General features: G+C 67.1%; 21 protein-coding genes. 8 read left to right on the top strand and 13 right to left on the bottom strand.

Features of this window, described 5'->3' with window-relative positions; all coding sequences use genetic code 11:
- Positions 1 to 252 precede the first annotated feature (252 nt).
- Together araD1 and SP5_RS06445 are read right to left on the bottom strand one after the other, a co-directional pair.
- Entirely contained in the window at positions 253 to 1,245 is a 993-nt protein-coding gene (gene araD1, locus SP5_RS06450) for an AraD1 family protein (protein WP_042485712.1), read from the bottom strand.
- A 74-nt stretch (positions 1,246 to 1,319) separates the two neighbouring features.
- Positions 1,320 to 2,843, bottom strand: coding sequence for an aldehyde dehydrogenase (NADP(+)) (locus SP5_RS06445; RefSeq protein ID WP_042485709.1), 1,524 nt, complete (start codon positions 2,841 to 2,843; stop codon positions 1,320 to 1,322).
- A 149-nt stretch (positions 2,844 to 2,992) separates the two neighbouring features.
- Between SP5_RS06445 and SP5_RS06440 the strand changes: the two genes are divergently transcribed.
- Positions 2,993 to 3,724 (top strand): FadR/GntR family transcriptional regulator, encoded by a 732-nt coding sequence (locus SP5_RS06440; protein ID WP_042485820.1) that lies wholly within the window; start codon positions 2,993 to 2,995, stop codon positions 3,722 to 3,724.
- A 296-nt stretch (positions 3,725 to 4,020) separates the two neighbouring features.
- Here SP5_RS06440 and SP5_RS06435 read toward each other — a convergent pair whose 3' ends face one another.
- Genes SP5_RS06435 through SP5_RS06425 form a run of 3 tightly spaced genes read right to left on the bottom strand, consistent with a single transcriptional unit; the run spans position 4,021 to position 6,859 of the window.
- Positions 4,021 to 4,884, bottom strand: a complete 864-nt coding sequence (locus tag SP5_RS06435; RefSeq protein WP_042485706.1) for an SMP-30/gluconolactonase/LRE family protein — start codon at positions 4,882 to 4,884, stop codon at positions 4,021 to 4,023.
- Between the two features lie 29 nt (positions 4,885 to 4,913).
- On the bottom strand, positions 4,914 to 5,702 hold the full coding sequence (xylB, locus tag SP5_RS06430; RefSeq protein WP_089413669.1) for a D-xylose 1-dehydrogenase: 789 nt from the start codon (positions 5,700 to 5,702) through the stop codon (positions 4,914 to 4,916).
- 11 nt (positions 5,703 to 5,713) lie between these two features.
- Positions 5,714 to 6,859 (bottom strand): fumarylacetoacetate hydrolase family protein, encoded by a 1,146-nt coding sequence (locus tag SP5_RS06425; protein ID WP_042485701.1) that lies wholly within the window; start codon positions 6,857 to 6,859, stop codon positions 5,714 to 5,716.
- A 182-nt stretch (positions 6,860 to 7,041) separates the two neighbouring features.
- Between SP5_RS06425 and SP5_RS06420 the strand changes: the two genes are divergently transcribed.
- The gene (locus tag SP5_RS06420; RefSeq protein ID WP_042485698.1) at positions 7,042 to 7,416 is read left to right on the top strand and encodes a hypothetical protein; all 375 of its coding nucleotides are present in this window, start codon (positions 7,042 to 7,044) and stop codon (positions 7,414 to 7,416) included.
- Positions 7,417 to 7,481: 65 nt separating this feature from the next.
- On the opposite strand, the gene SP5_RS06415 is transcribed toward SP5_RS06420, so the two are convergent.
- Together SP5_RS06415 and SP5_RS06410 are read right to left on the bottom strand one after the other, a co-directional pair.
- Complete coding sequence (locus tag SP5_RS06415) at positions 7,482 to 9,278, bottom strand: IlvD/Edd family dehydratase (RefSeq protein WP_042485695.1); 1,797 nt, start codon at positions 9,276 to 9,278, stop codon at positions 7,482 to 7,484.
- 13 nt (positions 9,279 to 9,291) lie between these two features.
- The gene (locus SP5_RS06410) at positions 9,292 to 10,386 is read right to left on the bottom strand and encodes an aldose epimerase family protein (RefSeq protein ID WP_174435514.1); all 1,095 of its coding nucleotides are present in this window, start codon (positions 10,384 to 10,386) and stop codon (positions 9,292 to 9,294) included.
- A gap of 184 nt (positions 10,387 to 10,570) precedes the next feature.
- Between SP5_RS06410 and SP5_RS06405 the strand changes: the two genes are divergently transcribed.
- From SP5_RS06405 to SP5_RS06395, 3 genes are all read left to right on the top strand, one after another.
- Entirely contained in the window at positions 10,571 to 11,881 is a 1,311-nt protein-coding gene (locus SP5_RS06405) for a sugar MFS transporter (RefSeq protein WP_042485817.1), read from the top strand.
- 138 nt (positions 11,882 to 12,019) lie between these two features.
- The gene (locus SP5_RS18460) at positions 12,020 to 12,634 is read left to right on the top strand and encodes a DUF1826 domain-containing protein (RefSeq protein ID WP_052811436.1); all 615 of its coding nucleotides are present in this window, start codon (positions 12,020 to 12,022) and stop codon (positions 12,632 to 12,634) included.
- A complete protein-coding gene (locus SP5_RS06395; RefSeq protein ID WP_042485690.1) occupies positions 12,631 to 13,812 on the top strand; it encodes an acetyltransferase domain-containing protein in 1,182 nt (393 codons plus the stop codon). The genes SP5_RS18460 and SP5_RS06395 overlap by 4 nt, the downstream gene beginning before the upstream one ends.
- A 189-nt stretch (positions 13,813 to 14,001) precedes the next feature.
- Here the strand turns inward: SP5_RS06395 and SP5_RS06390 are convergent, their stop codons facing one another.
- From SP5_RS06390 to SP5_RS06370, 5 genes are read right to left on the bottom strand one after another with little or no spacing between them, the layout of a single operon-like run.
- Complete coding sequence (locus SP5_RS06390) at positions 14,002 to 15,177, bottom strand: copper resistance protein B (protein ID WP_042485686.1); 1,176 nt, start codon at positions 15,175 to 15,177, stop codon at positions 14,002 to 14,004.
- Positions 15,174 to 16,943 (bottom strand): copper resistance system multicopper oxidase, encoded by a 1,770-nt coding sequence (locus SP5_RS06385; RefSeq protein WP_084220590.1) that lies wholly within the window; start codon positions 16,941 to 16,943, stop codon positions 15,174 to 15,176. The genes SP5_RS06390 and SP5_RS06385 overlap by 4 nt, the downstream gene beginning before the upstream one ends.
- Positions 16,944 to 16,986: 43 nt before the next feature.
- The gene (locus SP5_RS06380; protein WP_369386069.1) at positions 16,987 to 17,550 is read right to left on the bottom strand and encodes an RNA polymerase sigma factor; all 564 of its coding nucleotides are present in this window, start codon (positions 17,548 to 17,550) and stop codon (positions 16,987 to 16,989) included.
- A gap of 9 nt (positions 17,551 to 17,559) precedes the next feature.
- On the bottom strand, positions 17,560 to 18,003 hold the full coding sequence (locus SP5_RS06375) for a periplasmic heavy metal sensor (RefSeq protein ID WP_042485682.1): 444 nt from the start codon (positions 18,001 to 18,003) through the stop codon (positions 17,560 to 17,562).
- Complete coding sequence (locus SP5_RS06370) at positions 18,000 to 18,284, bottom strand: hypothetical protein (RefSeq protein ID WP_042485679.1); 285 nt, start codon at positions 18,282 to 18,284, stop codon at positions 18,000 to 18,002. The genes SP5_RS06375 and SP5_RS06370 overlap by 4 nt, the downstream gene beginning before the upstream one ends.
- A 63-nt stretch (positions 18,285 to 18,347) precedes the next feature.
- Between SP5_RS06370 and SP5_RS06365 the strand changes: the two genes are divergently transcribed.
- Positions 18,348 to 18,770, top strand: coding sequence for a DUF6508 domain-containing protein (locus SP5_RS06365; RefSeq protein WP_157013607.1), 423 nt, complete (start codon positions 18,348 to 18,350; stop codon positions 18,768 to 18,770).
- A 304-nt stretch (positions 18,771 to 19,074) separates the two neighbouring features.
- The gene (locus SP5_RS06360; protein ID WP_052811435.1) at positions 19,075 to 19,815 is read left to right on the top strand and encodes a hypothetical protein; all 741 of its coding nucleotides are present in this window, start codon (positions 19,075 to 19,077) and stop codon (positions 19,813 to 19,815) included.
- Between the two features lie 167 nt (positions 19,816 to 19,982).
- Here the strand turns inward: SP5_RS06360 and SP5_RS06355 are convergent, their stop codons facing one another.
- A complete protein-coding gene (locus tag SP5_RS06355) occupies positions 19,983 to 21,218 on the bottom strand; it encodes a tyrosine-type recombinase/integrase (protein WP_042485672.1) in 1,236 nt (411 codons plus the stop codon).
- A 32-nt stretch (positions 21,219 to 21,250) separates the two neighbouring features.
- On the opposite strand from SP5_RS06355, the gene SP5_RS06350 reads away from it, so the two are divergent.
- On the top strand, positions 21,251 to 21,802 hold the full coding sequence (locus SP5_RS06350) for a hypothetical protein (RefSeq protein ID WP_157013606.1): 552 nt from the start codon (positions 21,251 to 21,253) through the stop codon (positions 21,800 to 21,802).
- Positions 21,803 to 21,901: the final 99 nt, after the last annotated feature.

Below are 21,901 nucleotides of genomic sequence, written 5' to 3'. Positions count from 1 at the left end.
GTTGCCCCAAACCGTCAACAGCCGATTTTCATTTTTCCGTAAAAATTTGGCAAAACAAATAATAATCAATGGCTTATTCGCCACCGCTTTCCGCATCGGCGTCGGAACCATATGCCCATTGGAGCGTGCTTCCCCGAATCACCGGCCCGAAAATTTGGGAATCACGCACAGAATCACAGCGCCGGACATGGCAGGGGCGCCCTCTCCCGCTGGAAAGGACGCCCCGATCATATGGCGATAGGGATCAGGCGTTCAGAGACGGCCGACCGTCACCGGCCGATCCTCGGTCCGCTTGAGCGGATTGGTGAGCGGCAGGGTGAAGGGTGCCGCCGCGATCTCGAACACATCGCCTTCCTGGGTACGGATACCGTCCGAGAAGGACAGCGTCGCCGTCCCGAAGAAATGGACATGGACGTCGCCCGGGCGACGGAACAGCGCGTATTTGAAATGGTGATGCTCGAGATTCGCGAGGCTGTGCGACATATTCGCCTCGCCCGACAGGAACGGCTTTTCCCAGATGGTCTGGCCGTCGCGTGCGATCCTGCTGGTGCCCTCGATATGCTCGGGCACGTCGCCCAGCAGCAGTTCGGCGCCCAGTGCGGCGGGACGCAGCTTGGAATGGGCGAGCCACAGATAATTGTGCCGCTCGGTCACATGGTCCGAAAATTCATTGGCCAGACACAGGCCCAGGCGATGCGGCGTGCCGTCCGGGCCGATCAGATAGATGCCCGCCAGTTCGGGCTCTTCGCCGCCATCCTGCGCAAAGGCCGGCATCTCGAGCGCGTCGCCGGGGCCGACCAGCTGGCTGCCGTCACCCTTGTAGAACCATTCCGGCTGCTGACCGACCTGGCCTTCGCCGGGCTTGCCGCCCTCGACGCCTTCCAGGAACATGCGCATCGAGTCGGTCTGGTGCGCGGCTGCGGCCGCGTCGCGGTGCATCTTGTCGCGCCCCTCGGCCGAGCCGAGATGGGTCAGGCCGGTGCCGGTCATGACGCAATGCGCGGGATCGGCGTGGTCGATCGGCGCGATCAGATGCCCCGCCGCCAGTTCGGCCGCGAGATCGACGCTCTCGCCTTGACCACAGGCCAGCGCGGTGTCGAGCAGCGACCGGCCTTCGGCGATCGCGCGCTGGGCCAGCGCGATGACGCTCTCGACGCCCGGCACGAACGCGGCCTGGTCGCCGCGCGCCAGAATGACCGAGCGCGAGCCATTGGGCGCGCGGTGCTGCAACAGACGATCAGCCATGAAATCCTCCCCTAAAGTCTTTTTGAACAAAAAAAGGGGCGCGGACCCTGATCCGGCCCGCGCCCCGTCATTCCTTAGCCCGGCTGGCCATCGACCAGGCGGGGCAGCGTGCCCGCGGCTTCGTCCTTCAGATCCTGCGGCAACAGTGCGGCCGACAGGTTCTGGTAGGACACCGGCCGCAGATAGCGGTCGATCGCGAGGCTGCCGACCGAGGTCGTGCGCGCGTCCGAGGTCGAGGGGAACGGCCCGCCATGGACCATCGCATGGGCGACCTCCACGCCGGTCGGCCAGCCATTGGCGAGGATCCGCCCCGCCTTGCGCTCGAGCACCGGCACCAGCCGCGAGGCCATGTCGGTATCGCCCTCATCCATCTGGATCGTCGCGGTCAGCTGCCCCTCGGCGGCCTTCAGCACCGCGATCAGCTCCGCCTCGTCGCGGCAGCGGACCAGGATCGACGACGCGCCGAACACCTCATGACCCAGTGCCTCGTCGGCGAGGAACGCCTCGGCCGTGGTCTGGAAGAAGGCGGCGCGACCGGCGGTGATGCCCTCGCCCACCTTGCCCTGCGCCACCGTCTCGACCTTGTCGTGACCGGCGAGCGCCTCGGTGCCCTTCGTATAAGCCGCGTGGATGCCCGGCGTCAGCATGGTCTGCGCCGCCGCCTCGGGCAGCGCGGTGCGCGCCGCCTCGACGAACGCGTCCAGCCCCTCGCCCTCGATGGCGAGCAGCAGGCCCGGATTGGTGCAGAACTGGCCTGCGCCCATGGTCAGCGAACCGACAAAGGCGGTGCCGAGCGCCGCCCCGCGCGCCTTCAAGGCTTCGGGCATCAGCACGACCGGGTTGATGCTCGACATTTCGGCATAGACGGGGATCGGAACCGGGCGTTCCTGGGCGATCTTGACCAGCGCCAGGCCACCGGCGCGCGAGCCGGTGAAGCCGACTGCGGTAATGCGCGGATCGCGGACCAGCGCGGCACCCAGTTCGTTGCTCGGGCCGGTCAGGTGGCTGAACACGCCCTTGGGCAGGCCAGAGGCTTCCACTGCCCGTTCGATCGCGGCGGCAACCAGTGCGCCGGTCTGCGGATGGGCGGGGTGGCCCTTGACCACGACCGGGCAACCGGCGGCCAGCGCCGAGGCGGTGTCACCACCGGCGGTCGAGAAGGCGAGCGGGAAGTTCGACGCGCCGAACACCGCAACGGGACCCAGCGGCACCATGCGCAGGCGCAGGTCGGGGCGCGGCAGCGGCTGGCGGTCGGGCATGGCGGGATCGATGCGAACCTGCAGATAGGCCCCGGCGCGCAGCACCTTGGCGAACAGGCCCAGCTGGCCGACGGTGCGGCCCCGCTCGCCCTCCAGGCGCGCGCGCGGCAGGCCGCTCTCGCGCATCGCCGCCTGGATCAGGTCGTCGCCGATCGCCATGATCTCGGCACCGATCTTGTCGAGGAACGCGGCACGCTCCTCGCGCGAGGTGGCGCGATAGACGTCGAACGCCTCCTCTGCTGCGGCGCACGCCGCCTCGACATCGGCGGGGCCATGGACCGCGAAAGCGTCGCCCACCGGCTGGCCGGTGGCGGCGTCGATCGAACGGAAATCGGTCATAGGGGAAGCTCCTTTATATTACTCCGACATATTAGTTTGACGGAGCGATGGCAATGTTAAAGGTTGTGGGTAAGGATGGGGGCGGAGAGGTACGATCGATGAGTGACAGCATGACGAACGGCGACGCGCCGCCCGAAACCATCGGAGACATGGGGTCTGACGAGGCCGCCCCCAAGACCCGGCGCGGCACCGGCCGCCGCCTGCACGGCGCGATCGCGCACAAGCTGGGCGCGGCGATCGTCTCGGGCGAGTATCGGCCCGGCGACACGCTGTCGGGCGAAGTCGCGTTTTCCGAAGCGCTCGACGTGTCGCGCAGCGCGTACCGGGAAGCGGTGCAGGTGCTGAGCGCCAAGGGGCTGGTCGAAAGCCGACCCAAGACCGGCACGCGTGTCCTGCCGCGCAGCCGCTGGAACCTGCTCGACCCCGATGTGCTGGCCTGGGCCTTTTCGGGCGAGCCCGACATCCATTTCGTGCGCAGCCTGTTCGAACTTCGCGCCATCGTCGAGCCTGCCGCCGCGCGGCTGGCGGCCGAGCGCCGCGACAAGACCGATCTGAAGGAGATGCGCGACGCCCTGGGGGCGATGCGCCGCCATACGCTGGCCACCGATGCGGGGCGTGCCGCCGACCGCGATTTCCACAATGCGGTGCTGGCCGCGACGCGCAACGACGCGCTGGTCGTGCTGTCCGCCAGCATCGGCGCGGCGGTCGCCTGGACCACCCAGTTCAAGCAGCGGTCGCGCGCGCTGCCCCGCAATCCGGTGCCCGACCATGTGAAGGTCTATGACGCGATCGCCGCGGGCGATGTCGAGGCGGCGGGAGAGGCGATGCGGCTGCTCGTCGATCTGGCGCTGGAGGATACCCGCAGCGCCATGGAGGGATAGAAGGCCCGCCCCCGCGAAAGGAGCGGGCCACCCGAGACGCCGGGTTCGGTGAAGGGGTTGTCGGGCGGTGATCGACATTCTGTATCGCCTTTCTCTCCCTCGCCCCTCTCCGAGGGGAGAGGGTTGCGCAGACTTGGCCTTTGCCAAAGCAAAGGCTTAGTCGGAGCTGGGTGAGGGGTGAGCGCGCAAAGCGCGCGCGAGCCTTTGGCTCGCTCAACCCCTCACCCAAGCTGCGCTAGCCAGCACGCTGGCAAGCTCCGCTAACCCTCTCCCCTGTCCAGAGGAGAGGGGAGAGTTCAAACCGCCGCGCGGTGGATCGGCTTGGCCGGAACCGTAACCCGGAAGGTGAAGATATCTCCCGCCTGGGTCTGTTCCTCCAACTGCTCCTCCGACAGGCCCTGCCGCGCGGTGGTAGCATAGGCGGTGCGGCCATCGGGGCCGCCCAGCGCGATCTTGGTGATGTTGGAGACGGGGAAGCGCACCTCGTCGGTCATCACCCCGTCCGGACCATAACGCCGCGCCGCCCAGCCGCCATAGAAGCCGACCCACACGCCGCCCTCGGCATCGCAGATCGCGCCATCGGGATGGCCATCCGCATCGCCGAAGCGCGCGAACTCGGTCGCGGGGCCGAGCGTGCCGTCACCCAGGATCGCATGCGCCAGGATCACCTTGCCCAGCGTATCGACATGATAGAGCGTCGAGTCGTCGGGCGAGATGGCCGGGCCGTTGGTGATGCACACCGCATCCGCGCTGGTCGGCGTGACCAGCCCTGCGGCCCATTGGAACAGGCGGCCCGACAGCGAGGTCTCGTCATTGTCCATCGTGCCGAACCAGATGCGTCCCTGTCCGTCGACGCACGCATCGTTCAGGCGATTGGCGGGCAGATGCGTATCGACCTCGGCCAAGCGCTCGAACGCGCCGGTCGCGGGATCGAAGTGATGCGGCCCGGACTTCAACCCTGCGACGAAACCGCCACGCTGCGCCGGTACGACCCAGCCGACCATTTCGGGCGAGGCCCAGTGGTCGAGCGTGCCGGCGGCCGGATCATGGCGGTAGATGCGCTGCTGCTTGATATCGACGAACCACAGCGCGTCATCGACCCAGATCGGGCCTTCGCCCAGCGTCGCACCCACGGTCAGGCAATGTTCGGCCTGCTGCATCACTCTCTCCTATGCTCTCGCCCGGTTCGTTACCGCCAACCAGCGTCGATGAAATAGTCGTGGCCGGTACACATCTTTGCATCGTCCGAGGCGAGGAACAGAACCAATGCCGCCACGTCCGAGGGCTGGATGCGTCCGTCCAGACACTGGGCCGCGACGATCTCCGCCTCGCCTTCGGGCGTGTACCATTTCTCCTGGCGCGGCGTCTGCACATTGCCCGGCACGATGGTGTTCACGCGGATATTCTCGCGCCCCAGATCGCGTGCGAGGCTGCGCGTCAGCCCCTCGATCGCGGCCTTGCAGGTCTGGTAGAGGACCAGATCGTTGAGGCCCAGATGCCAGCTGATCGACCCGAAGTTCAGGATCGCGCCGCCCCCGGCCCGCTTCATCGCGGGGATCACCGCCTGCGCGGCGAAGAACTGGTGGCGCAGATTGACGTTCAGCCGCTCGTCCCAATAGGCCGGGGTGACCTCCTCGATGCTGTGGCGATCATCGTTGCCCGCATTGTTGACCAGGATGTCGACACCGCCCAGCGCCGCTTCCAGATCGGCGAAGACCGCCTTCAGGCTGTCGAGATTGGTCAGGTCGCAGTGCCGCTGGATCGGCGCATGGCGCGCATCGGGGGTCAGCCGGTCGACGAGCGCCTGGGCCGCGTCCTCGGCAATGTCGACGAAGGCGACGCGCGCGCCCTGCGCCACGAACGCCTCGACCAGCCCCTCGCCGATCCCCGAGCCGCCGCCGGTCACGATGACGCGCTTGTCGATCAGGCTGGGATAGCGCGCGACCAGATCGGTCGCGGCACTGGTCTTCTGCAACATGGAAGTCTCCGTCACAACAGGCCGCGCCGGGCCAGGTTGCGCATCAGGTCGCCCAGACCGAAGGTCCAGGCAGGGGCATCGGCCGAGGTCATCACCGGATTGACCAGCGTGCCGAGGCGCGGATTGGTGATGACGACGGTGTCGCCGACCTTGTGGGTGAAGCCGCGACCCGGCTCGTCACGGTCCTGGGTCGGCGCGAACAACGTGCCCAGGAACAGCACGAGGCCGTCCGGGTAGTGATGCTCGCTCAGCGCCTGGCCGAGCAGGTCCTCGGGATCGCGGCTGATCTGGTCCATCGAGCTGGCGCCTTCCAGCACATAGCCGTCGGTGCCGGTGATGGTCAGCTTGACCTCGCTCGACCGCACATCGTCCATGGTGAAGCCGTCGTCGAACAGGCGGACGAGCGGCCCGAGCGAGCAGGACGCGTTATTGTCCTTTGCCTTGCCGAGCAGCAGCGCCGAGCGCCCCTCGAAATCGCGCAGGTTCACGTCGTTGCCCAGCGTCGCGCCGACCGCACGCCCATGCGCATCGGCGACCAGCACGACCTCGGGCTCCGGGTTGTTCCAGGTCGAGTCGGAACGGACGCCGACCGGCATCCCCCAACCCACGGTCGACAGGACCGGCGACTTGGTGAAGATTTCCGCATCCGGGCCGATCGCGACCTCCAGATATTGCGACCACAGGCCTTCGGCGATCAGCGCGTCCTTGAGCTGCGCCGCCTCGGGTGAGCCGGGCACGACCGAGCGGATGTTACCGCCCAGCGCCGCTTCCAGCGTGCCGCGAAGCCCCGCCGCCTTGGCATGGTCGCCGCGCGCGCGCTCCTCGATCACCCGCTCCAGCGCGGACACGGCGAAGGTCACGCCCGCCGCCTTCACGCATTGCAGGTCGATCGGCGACAACAGCCGGTTGGCCGCGCCCGCATCCGGCGACAGGTTCAGGTCGGCCAGTTCGCCCAGCGCCTCGCCCCGAGCCGCCTCGACCGTGCCGTTCGCCAGCAGCGCCGAGACGGTGGGGGCCACGCGGCTCATGTCATAGACCTGGCCATTTTCGACCAATATGGGGCAAGGCCCCTCGCCCCGGTCGATCCGACCGACGAAGCGCCCATTGCGCCAATCGTCCGGCAAAGCGACCATCAGGTCGATAAGATTGCTGGCCATATTTCCTCTCTACACATTTGTTAGCGGTATCGATCGCCGTCCGTTTCAGGTCAAGAGGGCCTGGGGGGCCTGCCCCGGTCCGGATAGCCCGGCGATTGCCGGATGTTCAAATGCCGCGCATTTCCGTCTAGGGTCGGACAACGGGCGTCGCCCCCTCGGCGGCGCCATCACACAGGACTCGCATGCGCATCGAAGATCCCGCGTTCACCGTTGCGTTGGACGATCGGTACATTATCCACGTCCGCGCGCATGGCCTTTGGACGCCCGAGATCGCCGATCGCTACTGGCGCGCCTTTCAGCCGTTCCTCGACGAATCGCGCCGCCACCTGGTTCATGCAAAGGCGTTGATCGACCGGCGGGGTGCGCCCGTCATGCCGATGGCCATGGTTCAGGCCATGCGCGAGGGAATCGTGGCGCATTATCATGCCGATGACCGCCTGGCCCTGGTCGTCGATTCCAGCCCGCTGAAACTGCAGATCCGCAAAACCTACCCGCTCGCGCATCTCGACGCCTTCCTGTCGTATGATGCCGCCCTGGCCTGGTTGCAGAATCACTGACGTCGGCGGGTCGACCGGCCGGGCTGGATGATCCGCCCGGCCGGTCGCCTTCGTCAGTGCCCGTATCAGTGATTGTCGCGCGGCAGGCCCTGGGTCTGGGCGATGCGCTGATACTTCTCGGCCCCCTCCAGGATCGCGCCGGTCGACATCTGGCCGACCACCGAACGCTGGATTTCCTGCCACGGGGTCTGCGACGCGGGGTACTTATACCCGCCTGCCGCCGCCAGCGTCTTGCGACGCTCGGCCAGTTCCTCCTCGGAGATGAGGATGTTGGCGCTGCCCGTGTTCAGGTCGATGCGCACCCGGTCGCCGGTCTGGATCAGCGCCAGGCCGCCCATCGCCGCGGCTTCCGGGCTGGCGTTCAGGATCGAGGGCGATCCGCTCGTGCCCGACTGGCGGCCGTCACCGATGCAGGGCAGCGAATGCACACCCTCGGTGATGAGGTACGCGGGCGGACGCATGTTGACGACTTCCGCCGCGCCCGGATAGCCGATCGGGCCGGCGCCGCGCATGAACAACAGCGTCTCGGGCGTGATGCCGGTCGCGGGATCGTCGATCCGGTGGTGATAATCCTCCGGCCCGTCGAACACGACCGCCGGACCTTCAAAGGCATTGAGGTCGTCCGGGTTGGACAGATAACGCTCGCGGAATTCCGGCGAGATCACGCTGGTCTTCATGATCGCGGCATCGAACAGATTGCCCGACAGGACGATGAAGCCCGCTTCCTCCACCAGCGGCTGGGCGAAGGGGCGGATGACCTTTTCGTCCTCGATGGCGACGCCACGGCAATTCTCGCCCATGGTCTTGCCGTTGACGGTCATCGCGCCTTCGTGGATCAGGCCTTGCTCGATCAGCTGGTTGACCACGGCGGGCACGCCGCCCGCACGATAATAATCCTCGCCCAGATATTCACCGGCGGGCTGCAGGTTCACGAGCAGCGGCACCTTGTGCCCCTCGCTCTCCCAGTCCTGCACGGGCAGGTCGACGCCGATATGGCGTGCGATGGCGGCGAGGTGGATCGGCGCGTTGGTCGAGCCGCCGATCGCCGAATTGACCTTGATCGCGTTGTGGAACGCGTCCCTGGTCAGGATGTCGGAGGGCTTCAGGTCCTCGTTCACCATCTCGACGATGCGCTTGCCGGTCAGGTACGCGACTTCCTGGCGATCACGATAGGGCGCGGGGATCGCGGCCGAGCCGGGCAGCGACATGCCGAGCGCCTCGGCCAGCGAGTTCATCGTGGTCGCGGTGCCCATGGTGTTGCAATAGCCGGTCGAAGGGGCCGACGACGCGACCAGGCGGATGAACTCCGCATCGTCGATCTCGCCCGCCGCCAGCATCTGGCGCGCCTTCCACACGATGGTGCCCGAGCCGGTACGCTCGCCCTTGTGCCAGCCGTTGAGCATCGGGCCGACCGACAGCGCGATCGCCGGGATGTTGACCGTCGCGGCCGCCATCAGCATCGCCGGGGTCGTCTTGTCGCAACCGATCGTCAGCACGACGCCGTCGAGCGGATAGCCGTACAGCACCTCGACCAGGCCCAGATAGGACAGGTTGCGGTCGAGACCGGCGGTCGGGCGCTTGCCGGTTTCCTGGATCGGGTGGACCGGGAATTCCAGGACGATGCCGCCCATCTCGCGCACGCCTTCACGCACGCGTTCGGCCAGCACCAGATGGTGGCGGTTGCAGGGCGACAGGTCGGAGCCGCTCTGCGCGATGCCGATGATCGGCTTGCCCGACTGAAGCTCCTCCAGCGAAAGGCCGAAGTTCAGGTAGCGCTCCAGGTAGAGCGCCGTCATGTCGATATTCTCGGGATTGTCGAACCAGGCGCGGCTACGCAGCTTCTGGGTGGGCGTGTCGGTCATGTCAGGCTTTCGGTCAGCGAACGGTGGAGAAGCGATAGATCATGGTATGCCGATAAGGCCTACCCGGATCGACGCGCGGGGAGACGAAGGACGGCTTGTTGGGCGAGTCCGGGAATTTCTGCGGCTCCAGGGCGATGCCGTCACCCATGCGGTACAGATGGCCCTTCTTGCCGACATAGGTGCCGTCGAGGAAATTGCCCGTGTAGAATTGCACGCCCGGCTCGGTCGACAGCACTTCGAGCACGCGGCCCGAGGCGGGATCCTCCAGCCGCGCGGACAGCTGCGGCGTGGCGGTCAGTCCCTTGTCGAGCGCGAAGTTGTGGTCATAGCCCTGGCCGTAGCGGATCTGCTGGTCGTTGCCGTCGCGGATGCCGTCGGCGACGACGCGGGGTGCGCGGAAATCGAACACGGTGCCCGCGACCGGCTTCATCTCGCCGGTCGGGATCAGCTTGGCGTCGACCGGCGTGAAGGCGGCGGCCGGGATGGTCAGCTTGTGGAAGGTCGCGCCCAGCGGCGAACCCTCGCCGTTCAGGTTGAAGATCGCATGGTTCGTCATGTTGATGACGGTCGGCTTGTCGGTCTTCGCCTCGAACGCGATGGTCAGCGACCCCGCTTCGTCCAGCGAGTAGGTAACGGTGGCATCGACCTTGCCGGGATAGCCCTGGTCGCCGTCCGCGCTGGTCAGCGCCAGCACCACACTGGCAGTGGGACCGTCCTTCATCGACACGATCTTCCACAGATTCTTGTCGAAGCCCTTGGTCCCGCCATGCAGCGAATTGACCTTGTCGTTCAGCGGCAGCTGATAGCTCTTGCCGTCAAGGGTGAAGCGGCCACCGGCGATGCGGTTGGCGAAGCGACCGACCGTCACGCCGAAGAAATTGGGATGATTCACATAGTCTTCGGCCTTGTCATAGCCGAGCAGGACGTCGGCCAGCTTGCCGTCGCGGTCCGGGGCCATCACCGATTGCAGCGTCGCGCCGTAAGTCAGGACGCGCGCCGACAGCCCGGCCTTGTTGGTCAGGGTCACCGTTTCGATGGCGCCGCCCTCTGCCGCATAGCCGGCGGGGGCGCGTTTTGCCTCGCTCGCAAGAGCGGCCGTGGATGTCATTGCGGAGGTTACCGCTACCAATGTAAGAAAGCTCTTGATTGACGCCATCGACATGCCTCACCCTTTCGTCGCCAGACGCCATTGACGCGCCTTTTGCGTCACTATAGTCAGACAAAATATCAGGAGCAAGCCGGTCAACGAACATCTTTTGATGATGTTCACCGGCGCGAAGGAGAGGATTGCAATGGCCGCACCCGTCACGTCCCGCGCCACCGGCGCACAGCCTGTCGGGGGAGGGACGAGCAATTACGGATCGGCGCTGACCCTGCTGGCCAGCCTGTTCTTCATGTGGGGCTTCATCACCGTCATCAACGGGACGCTGCTGCCCCATCTGCGCAGCGTGTTCGAGCTGAGCTATTTCCAGGCCTCGCTGATCGAGAGCGTCTGGTTCATCGCCTATTTCTTCGCCTCCATCCCCTCGGCCAAGCTGATCGAGAAGATCGGATACCAGAAGTCGCTGGTGACGGGTCTGCTGATCATGGCGGCGGGCGCGGTCGGCATGATGCTGGCAGCCTCGCTGCCCTCCTACGGCGTCACCCTGCTGATGCTGTTCGTGATCGCCAGCGGCATCACGCTGCTCCAGGTCGCGGCCAACCCCTATGTCGCGGTGCTCGGCCCGGCGGACACGGCGTCGTCGCGGCTGAACCTCGTCCAGGCGATGAACTCGATGGGCACGATGCTGGCCCCGCTGTTCGGCGCGTATCTGATCCTCGGCCGGTCGAAGGGCGGCACGGCGGAAGCCGGCAGCGCCGCGCTGACCCAGGCCGAACGCCTGGCCGATGCCCATGCGGTCGTCCTGCCCTATGGTCTGGTCGCGGTCGTGCTGGTCGTCCTCGCGCTCGTGATCGCGCGCTTCCCGCTGCCTGCCATGGGTTCGGCGACCAGCCGCGTCGCCAAGGAGGACCGCAAGAACCACTCGCTGTGGAAGCATCGCAACCTGGTGTTCGGCATCGGCGCGATCTTCATCTACCTGATCGCCGAGATCGGCGTCGGCAACCTGTTCGTCAACTTCGTCAGCCGCCCCGACATCGGCAACATGACCACCGAGGCGGCGGGTCGCTACCTGACCCTGCTCTGGGGCGGGATGATGGTCGGCCGCTTCGTCGGCTCGGCGATCATGCAGAAGGTGCCCGCGGGTGCCGTGCTGGCGGTCTTCTCGATCGGCGCGTTCGTCGTGATGCTGGCGACCGTGTTCACCACCGGCCATGTCGCCATGTGGTCGCTGATCCTGGTCGGCCTGTTCCACTCGATCATGTTCCCGACCATCTTCACCCTCGGCATCCGTGGCCTCGGCCCGTTGACCGAGGAAGGATCGGGCCTGCTCATCATGGCGATCGCGGGCGGCGCCCTGGTCGCGGTGCATGGCTGGCTGGCCGATCATTATGGCCTGCAGCAGTCGTTCCTGCTGACCGCGGTGTGCGAACTCTACATCCTGTTCTATGCGCTCTGGGGGTCGAAGCCGACCAACGCCTTCCCGGACGAAGAGGCCGCGTAAGTCGCGGACACCGGAAAGACGCCAAGGGGGCGGTGCCGCGAGGTGCCGCCCCTTTTGCTTTGTCCGGACAACGGCTTTCGTTGTCGGGGCCGATCTGGTAATGTTACACCGTAACATGAACGATCGAAGTTGCATTGCATGATCCCGACGGCCGATACCGCCACGATTCTACCACCTGCGCCCCTGCCCGATCACGTCCGTATCGACAGCGATTCCGCCGTGCTGGCGACGATCGACCAGCCGCAGGTGACGCTGGCGGTCTGGGAACGCCCCACGCCCCTGCCAACGCCCGATCTTGAGGGTTTCCCCACGATCCGATTCGCGGCGGCCACGCCATCGGTCGCGGCGGGCGTGCGCGAGGCGCTGGGCGCCCTGCCCTCCCGGCCTTGGCACGAGGCGCTGGCCGCCGATGCCGCACGGCTGGCGATGCTCTATGCGACCTGGACCGGCGAGGAACGGGTGGAGGTGCGGATCGAGCGCGTCACGGGCAATGGCTGCTGGAAATTCCACGCCGACTATGTCGGGCTGCGGCTGATCACCACCTATTGCGGGCAGGCGACCCAGTGGCTGCCGCTGGGGGCGACCGACGAGACCGCGCCGCGCGCGCTATCGGCGGGCGATGTCGGCCTGTTCAAGGGGCGCGAACGGGCGGGCGACCGGGCGATCATCCACCGCTCGCCGCCGATCGCCGGGACCGGCGAGGACCGGCTACTGCTGGTCATCGATGCCCCCTGGCCGGAGGCGGAGGCATGACCAGCCTGACCCTGCCCCATGACGCCGTGCGCAGGGCTACCCCGCCCGTCGCCGCCGCCGCACGACTGGCGAGCATCGACGCGGTGCGCGGGCTGGTCATGGTCATCATGCTGCTCGACCATGTGCGGGACACTTTGTGCACGCATTGGGCGGTCGGCGATCCGATGGACGCACGCCTCGTCGCCCCCGCCCTGTTCTTCAGCCGGACGCTGGCCTCGCTCTGCGCGCCGACCTTCATCGCGCTGACCGGCCTGTCGGCCTGGCTCTATGGCCAGACGCACAGCCGTGCGGAGACCAGCCGCTTCCTGCTGACGCGCGGGCTGTTCCTGATGCTGCTGGAACTGACTTTGGTCGGCTTTGCCTGGTCGGCGCAGTTCCCGCCACAGACCATCTGGTTGCAGGTGATCTGGGCCATCGGCGTGTGCATGATCGCGCTGGCCGGGCTGATCCATCTGCCGCGCGGCACGGTGGCGGCGATCGGCCTGGCGATCGTGGCAGGGCATAACCTGCTCGACCCCATCAGTTTCTCGCCCGACAGCCCCTGGTTCAAGCCCTGGGCACTGATCCACAAGCGCAGCGCGTTCGAATGGATGGGGATCACCGTCAAGACGACCTATCCGGTGCTGCCATGGATCGGCGTCATCGCGCTGGGCTATGCGATGGGGCCGTGGTTCACGCGTCCGGCGGAGGAACGGCGGCGCTGGCTGACGTCCCTGGGCATCGGCATGATCCTGGCCTTCATCCTGTTGCGGGCGATCAACGGCTATGGCGATGCGCCCTGGACGCCGGTGCCCGGCGATCCTTTGCGCAGCGTCATGAGTTTTCTGGCGCTGACCAAATATCCGCCGTCCTTGCTGTTCCTGCTGTCGACCCTGGGCGTCGCGGTCCTGTTGCTCGCCCTGTTCGAGGGACGGAGCGGCCCGGTCACCGCCAGGTTGATCGTGATGGGCGGCGCGCCGATGGGCTTCTACCTGCTCCACCTCTATGTGCTGCGCGGCCTGTATCTGGGCGCGGTGGCGATCTGGGGCACCAATCAGGGACAGGTCTTCGGCCTGCCCTCGGTCGGGGCGATGTGGCTGGTCTATCTGCTGCTGATCGTGCCGCTCTATTACCCGACCCGGTGGTTCGCCGACCTGAAGCGCCGCCGCCGCGACCTGCGCTGGCTGCGCTATTTCTAGGCCGGATCGACATTCAGTCCCCCCTCAATTCCTCGCCTGCAAGAGGAGGGGGACCATGCGCAGCATGGTGGAGGGGTATCAACCGCTTGCGATGTCTGACCGACCGCTCAGACCGGGACACCCCTCCGTCAGGCCTTCGGCCTGCCACCTCCCCTTCCAGGGGAGGAAACAAATGAATGTCGATCCGTCCTAGAACCAGGTCCGGATACCCAGCGCCAGCGCGGCCCCGCCGCCGCTGGCGGGACCATAGCGGCGTTCCCAGTTCACCCCGACATAGGGCGCGAACTCTCGCGCGATCTCGTAGCGCAGCCGCAGACCCAGTTCGAGGCTGGAGACGCCCGCCGCGATCCGCTGGTCGGGCACGTCCTGCGCGGCGAAGTTCACCTCGATGCGCGGTTGCAGGATCGCGCGCTGGGTAAGGCGCTGGTCGATCCAGGCTTCGGTCCGGGCGAGCAGTTCGCCCTTGTCAGACAGGAACAGCGCGCCCTCGACATCGAACCAATAGGGGGCCAGCCCCTCGACCCCGACCACCGCATAGGTCCGCCGCGCCCCTGTTCCGATATCCTGCCGCACCCCCGCCTGCAAATTCCAATAGGGATCGATCGCCCTGGAATAGAGCGCCTGCACCTCCGCCGTGCCGATCCGGTCGCGCAACGTCCCCTCGCCCTCGCTCTTCACGACCAGCCGGTGGATGTCGCCGCCGAACCAGCCCTCCCCGTCCCAGCGATAGCCGTCGCGTCCGTCGCGGACCTGCACCTCGGCCAGGTTGAACAGGATCTGCGAGAAGCGCATTCCCCCATGCTCCATCCGCATCTGCCGGTCGGCGACGGCCATGGCGGCAGGGTTGTAGAAACGGTCGGCGGCGCGATCGGTCGGGGCCGGAGGGGGTGGCGCGTTACCGACCGCCCCCTGCCCCGGTGTCATACCCGCCATCGCACCATGATCCATGGCCATGCCGGGCATCGCGCTATGATCCATGGAAGCATCCGCATCCGGCGCTTCCTTCGCCGGGGCGGTCGGTTTGCAATGCCCCATCGCCGCATGCTCGGGCGGACAGGGGTCCGCCGTCGTCGGCATGGCCCCCATGCCCGGCATCGCACCGTGATCCATGGCGGCGGGCGCATCGGACGGCGTGCAATGGCCCATGGCGGCATGTTCGGCCGAACACGCCGCCGCCCGGGGCTTGGTCGCCGCTTCGGTCTTGCGAAGCGTACGCCCACGTCTGGCCGCTTTGCGGGGGGGCTTGGCCGGTTTCGCCTTGGGTGTCGCCGCAGGCGCCATGGTCATGCCGGGCATCGTCATGCCGGGCATCATGTCATGTCGGTGCTGCGGTTCGGCGAGCAGCAGCAGCGCAAAGGGGATCATGCCGCCGCTCCCTCGTCCGCGTCACGCCGGACGGTGACGACCTGCATCATTCCGGCATGCATGTGATAGAGCATGTGGCAGTGGAACGCCCAGTCGCCCTCGGCATCCGCCGTCAGGTCGAACGTCGCGGTGCCGCCGGGTGCGACATTGACGGTGTGCTTGCGGGGGGCATGGTCGCCATGGCCCGTCACCAGCTCGAAGAAATGGCCGTGCAGATGGATGGGGTGCGCCATCATCGTGTCGTTCACCAGCGTCACGCGCACCCGCTCGCCCAGCCGGAACGGGATCGGCGCGGTCACGGCGTTCAGCTTCACCCCGTCGAACGCCCACATATAGCGCTCCATATTGCCGGTCAGGTGAATGGTCAGCGCGCGCGACGGCGTGCGGGTGTCGGGATTGACCCTGGCGCTCATCAGGTCGCGATAGGTCAGGACGCGGTGGCCGACATCGGCCAGCCCCTGCGGCGGTTCGCCGGTACGGTCGACCGGCATCGGCGCAACCGTCTGGACCACGGGCGTGCGCGGCAGGCCCGGCGCGTTGGCGAAGTCGCGCATGTCATGGCTCATCGTGCCATGGTCCATTTGGGGCGCGGCACCCGGCTGGCAATGCCCCATCGCGGCATGCTCCGGCGAACAGCCACCCGCCATGGCGCCGTGGTCCATGCCGCCCATCCCCATATCCTTCATCGTCGCCAGCGGCCGGGGGCGCAGCGCAGGGACGGGCGCGGCCATGCCCGCCCGAGGGGCGAGCGTGCCCCGCGCCATGCCCGATCGATCCCAGGTTTCGGCGACCAGCGTATAGGCACGGTCCTCGGTCGGGGTGACGATCAGGTCATAGGTCTCGGCCACCGCGATCTGGAGTTCGTCGACCGTCACCGGCCGCACATCCTGTCCATCGGCCTGCACCACGGTCAGCGGCAGGCCGGGTATGCGAATATTGAAGTTGGTCATCGCCGAGGCATTGACCAGCCGCAGCCGCACCCGCTCGCCCGGCGCGAACAGCCCGGTCCAATTGTCCGCCGGACCATGGCCGTTGACCAGATAGCGATAGGTCGAACCCGTCACGTCGGACACGTCGCTGGGGTCCATCCGCATCCGGCCCCAGTCCAGCCGTTCGCGCAACGGCTGGCCCTTGCCCGCCAGCAGCCCCGTCAGCGTCTGCTTCTGATAGTTGAAATAGCCGCCCTGCATCTTCAACCGGCGAAAGATCGCATGGGGGTGAAGCGGGCTGGGATCGGACAGCAGCACGACATGCTCGCGATCCGACGTGATCGGGTCCGCCCCGGCCGGATCGATCACGATCGGGCCGTACAGCCCTTCCTGCTCCTGAAGCCCCGAATGGCTGTGATACCAATAGGTCCCGGCCTGGATGATCGGGAACTCATAGGTGAAGCGCCCGCCCGCCGGGATGCCCGGAAAGCTGATCCCCGGCACCCCGTCCATCTGGAAGGGCAGCAGCAGCCCGTGCCAGTGGATCGAGGTCTCCTCGTCCAGCGCATTGACCACGGTGATCCGCACCCGCTGCCCCTCGCGCAGGCGGATCAGCGGGGCGGGGGCCGATCCGTTGATGCCGATCGCGTGATAGGGCTTGCCGTCGATCATCATATGCTGACGTGCGATGGTCAGGGTGATGTCGGGGCCGGTCAGCGTGGCGCGCGGCGAGCCCCCATGCTTCTGTGCCCAGGCAGGCATGGCGGCGAGGGTGGTCAGGCCGACGCCCCCGGCCAGAAGGTCACGGCGGCATATCGCGGTCGTCTGGTCGATCATGCCCCTTATACGCATGGGGGCGGCCCTCCCCTCACCCGGCCCCTCACCCCGTCTGCTTGCGCAAGGCGGCACGGGCGCGGCGGATACGCAGCTCGACCGCCTTGCCGCTCAGGCCCAGCGCCTCGGCCGCCTCGGCCTGGCTCAATCCCTCGACCGCGCACAGGATCAGCGGCTCGCGCAAAGACGCGGGCAAGGCATCGAGCGCGGCCAGCGTACGGGCCAACGAATCCCGCTCGATCGCCGCTGCCTCGGCCCCGATGCGGTCATCCGCCACCTCGGCCGCCGCCTCGACCGGCAGCACCCGCGCCAACATCGCGCGCACCCGCCGCCGCCGCGCCCAATCGCGGCATTTGTTCAGCGCGATGCGGCTGAGCCACGCGCGCAAGCTCCGCGTCTGGTCGAACCGACCCAGCGCGCCATGCGCCGCGACGAAACTTTCCTGCACCAGATCGAGCGCCTCGTCGGCGTCACGGACCTGCGCCAGTATCAGGCGATACAGCGCCGCCTTGTGCCGCGTGACGATCGCAGCATAGGCGCCCGGCCGCCCGCCCATGGCCAGCGCGACCAGATCGCCGTCCGCCAGCCCCGCCAGATCGCGCTCCCCCACGCGGCTTCGCTATCGGCCTGTGTCGGTCAGCTTGGCCGCCACCAGCCGGTCGAAGGTCGCCGCCTGGTCGGGGCGAAGGACTCTGCGCATCGCAAAGACATGCGCGAGCGTCGCCTTTTGCAGATCGCCCATGCTGTGATGCACCGCGTCGATCGCCTGGGTGACCTGCGGCCCGTCGCGATGCTCGGCCTCGATCGCGGCGGCCAGCCGGGCATTGTCGCCGCGCAGCCGCGCCTCGAGTGCCGCGCGTTGTACCGCGAACCGCCCCTCCAGCCGGTCGAGCGCGATCCGCTGCCCCGGGTCGAGCGCGATGTCGCGGTGGACCAGCATATGGATGTCGCTCGCCTGAGGTGCAGCGGGCATCAGCAACCGGCACCCGATCGCTACCCCCGCCAGCGCCGCGACGAACGCGATCGCCAGCGTCAGCAAGTTCCGCCGCACCGCCCCGCTCATCGGCCGAGCAGCAAGGTCGAGGGTGCCAGTCCCGTATCGAGGGCCGCTATCGCCACCGGCCGCTCCCGCGCCTCGCTCCGTCCAGCCACCACCCCGCCGCCGACGATCCCCAGCATCAGCGCCGCACCGCCTGCCAGCGCCAGTCCCCGGACCGACAGGCCGCCCGTGTCCGAGGCCCCCGCATCGATCGCGGTGGCCACGCGCCACTCCAGCTGGTCCAGGGTCGCGGGCGGGGTACTGTGCGCCAGTCGGGCGAGATCGCGGTCGAACGGATCGGTCATGATGAACCTATACGCAAAAACGGTGGCCGCCCCTCATCAAGCGGATAGGATCAGCATATGGACATGGCCACGCTTCGCAACATCGCCGCTTTCGCCCCCATTCTGGCCGCGCCCGATTTCGTGACGGGCGCATGGACCGAACCCCGGCGCTCTGCCGAGGGGGTCATCACCATGGCCTGGTTCAATCTCTCCGAGCCTGCCTCCGCCTTCGTCACGACCATAGCGACCGAGGATATCGCGGCCCATTACCGCAAGCCAATGGACGAAGAAGCGCGCGCCGCGCTGATCCGCATGGCCGAGCACCCCGGGGCGATCGCCGGTGCGAGCATCGACCAGATCGCCTGGATCCTGACGTTCCTGCTGCGCGCCGATCGGTTCTCGGAAGGATCGCTGGCGCGAGCGTTCGACACCGGCCTGATGCGCGCCATCGCCGAACGCGCGGTGATTCTCAGCGACAGGGACCGGAAAAACCAAAAACCCCGCTAAGCCGTTGGCCTAGCGGGGTTTTCGATGGTGGGCGTGGCAAGGATTGAACTTGCGACCCCTGCGATGTCAACGAAGGCCCTAGCCCGGATTTCCGCCATTTTCGGACCGGGTGAGGCCCCTTTGACCCCCGTATAAGTCGCAGTTTTGCGTGCGTCGTTACCGACGACGCCGAAAACGCGCCGAAACCCCACGACCCCAATCAAGGCCCCCCAGGGGCCTCCATCATGCACAGCGCGCGTCTGAATAATGCGATTCAGGCGGCGCTTTCGTGCATCCAAATTACTTCGGTTGGGGAAGCCGAAAGATGACGTTCGCGGCCGCGCGGGAGACGCGCCAAATCACTAAGGCCCTGGCAGCAAAGCTGTCCGGAAAAGTGCGAGGAGAAGACCGCACGGTCCGGCGCGACAGCTATGACGTCGACGATAAGCGGGCCAATGTCTGGCGTCCGATCGGCGACGGCACGGTCGGGGGCGCGATGGATTGGCGGGATTCATTCCTCCAGACCGCCCGCGAATATGACGATCATCACCGAGGTGACCGTGGCGTGCGACCGCTCGGCTGGACCGGCATCCGCGTCCTCGAGATGCTGCTCGGCGTGCGTGGCGTGCCGATCTGCTTCAAGACCGGCCGCCTGGAGCCCGCGATCGACACGCTTGCGCGCATCGGCCGATTGTCCAGGACGACGGTCATCCGCGCCCTTGCCCGGCTGAAACAGCACAATTTCCTGCGCTGGGTGCGCCGATCACAGAAGACCGACCGCAAGGGCGAGTTTGCGCCCCAGCGCGTCCAGGTCACGAACGCCTATTTCTTCGACATGGGCAGCCTGCCCAAGAACGTCCGCCAACGCTTCCGCGACCTCATGAGCCGTCGTGCCCAGCGCCGCGCCGCCCACGCCACCCGGCAGCACTCCACGCCGCCTTTGCCCCCTGCGCCGCCGCCAGTGCCGTCGTCTCCGGACCTGCGAGACGCCTTGGCGCGCCTCGGCGCGCAGGTCGAGAGCGCGAGTACACCTAAGGGTCAGTATCCGGCTCAAGGGGTTAGATGAAAAGGAATGGACCCGCTTTGGGCGGGTCCATGCGCAGTTTGTTAGGTCCCCCCCCAGGTCTGACCGGCCTACCCAAAGCACCCGACGGCCAAGAGGCGTCCGTCGGGACCGGGCGGCTGTGCCGCCCGTGGGCTATCGAGGGGGGGACGGCACGAACCGTGCCATTCTCACTCCGGCCGATCGCCCGGCGCTGGCGTATCGAACAGGATTTCCGCCCACCGATCGAACAGCCACCGTCGCCGGTCGAGATGCTGCGCCCGATTGTACGCCGCCTCGACGGCCGACGCCTGGACGTGGGCCAGGGCGCGATCGATGGCGAAGCGATCGTCCGGAAAGCAATCGTTCAGCGCCGTCGAAAAGGTGGCGCGCCATCCGTGAGGCACATGACGCCCGCCGAAACCGCACCGCGCGTACAGCGCGCCGATCGCGCCCTCGCCGATGGGTCGGCCCCCGCGATGAAAGATCAGATCCGCGCCGCCGATGGCCCGCGCCTGGCGCAGCACCGCGACGGCCGCCGCCGACAGCGGCACGAGGTGATCATTCGCCGCGTCGGCCTTCTTGGCGACCGCCATCTTCATCCGCACGGCCGGGATGCGCCACAGCGCCGCCGGTGCGGGCGCGTCGGTCGACCAGTCGACGCCCTCGATCTCGTCCCACCGCGCGCCCCGCACGGCCGCGAGGCGGACAGCGGTCAGCGCCAGGAATCGCGATGCCAGCCGGATCGCCGGGGCGACACGCGCGCGATCGGCGGCATCGAGGAGCGCGCGGGCCTCGCCCAGATCTTCCAGCGCAGGCTGGCGCTGGACGGGCGCGCCGGTCGCCAGCTCGCGGACTAGGCCAGCGGCCGGATCGCCATCGACGATACTTCGGGTACGCGCGAAGCGATAGATTGCCGAGAGGCGCTGCGCGATGCGCCGCGCCGTTTCGGCCGCGCCGGTGCTCGCAATCCGGCCGAGCAGACGCAGCAGCTGCGGCGTGGTGATCGCTGTCGCCAAATCCCCGCCGATCGCCGGGAAGACATGGCGCTCGAGGCTGGCCAGGACGTCGGCCGCGTGGACCTCGGTCCAGCGATCGCGCCGCGTCTCGTGCCAGTTGCGGGCCAGCTGCTCGAGCGTGATCGCCGACTGCGCCAGCCGCTCGGCCACCTTCGCCGCCACGCTCTTCGGCGTCGAACCCTGGATTATCATGCCACGTGCGAGGCGCGCCGACTCGCGTGCATCGTCGAGAGACACGTCGGGCCAGCTGCCCAGCGAAATGACCGCCTCGCGGCGATCGGCCCTGATCCGGACGCGCCATGCGCGCAGGCCGGTGGGGGCGACGAAGAGGTGCAGACCCTGCGCATCCCAGATTTTATAGGCGCGCGGCTTCGGCCGCGCGCTCTTGAGAGCTGCGTTTGTCAGCATACAATACCTTTGAAGGGAAAGAGACCATGGACATGCAGTGGCTGATCGACACCGCAGGAAAGGTCGGTCCGGCTACCGTCGCACTCGCGGTTCTGGCAGCGACAATCGCACAAAATCGATGGAATAATGCCGTAGCTCGCCGGAGCGCAGCGGTTGAAGACCAAAAGGTCAGATTAGCGCTTTTGGAACGACGTCTGCAGGCTATCGCCGACTTAGATCAGTTTCGGACGAAGCTAGATTTGCGTGACGGTATTGATGAGGACGGACTACAGAAATTCAACAATGCAATGGACCTTGCGGAGTTGGTTTTCCCGTCTGCCGAAGAGCATATGCGGAACTGCCACAGCCATGCTTTTGCCTATGAGGAGAGCCATCTTCATGTTGTGCGGGCTGCAATGCGTGGTGATACGGAGCGCTGCGCGCAGGCTAAACAGGTTATGGACGCGCGAAGAAGGGAACTAGATGTGACGCTCAGCCAGATGCGCGAAATCATGATAACGAGGGCGCGCATGGATGACGTAAGCCCCCTCCCGCCGCCCTTGGCAGTCAGGATTGGCCGGGCGGTCTGGGGGCGTCGTTTTTAATATCTGAAAGCACGAATAGATTTTTGATCCCGGTAACTAAGCGTTCACCCCAATGGGCGAGGTTCAAGGGCAAGTTCTGCCGGAAAACGGGGCGGAGGG

It is taken from the genome of Sphingomonas parapaucimobilis NBRC 15100 (assembly GCF_000787715.1).
In the GTDB taxonomy this organism is placed as follows: domain Bacteria; phylum Pseudomonadota; class Alphaproteobacteria; order Sphingomonadales; family Sphingomonadaceae; genus Sphingomonas; species Sphingomonas parapaucimobilis.
Note: the sequence above shows the minus strand (reverse complement) of the source record. Positions and strands in the feature narration are given on the sequence as shown.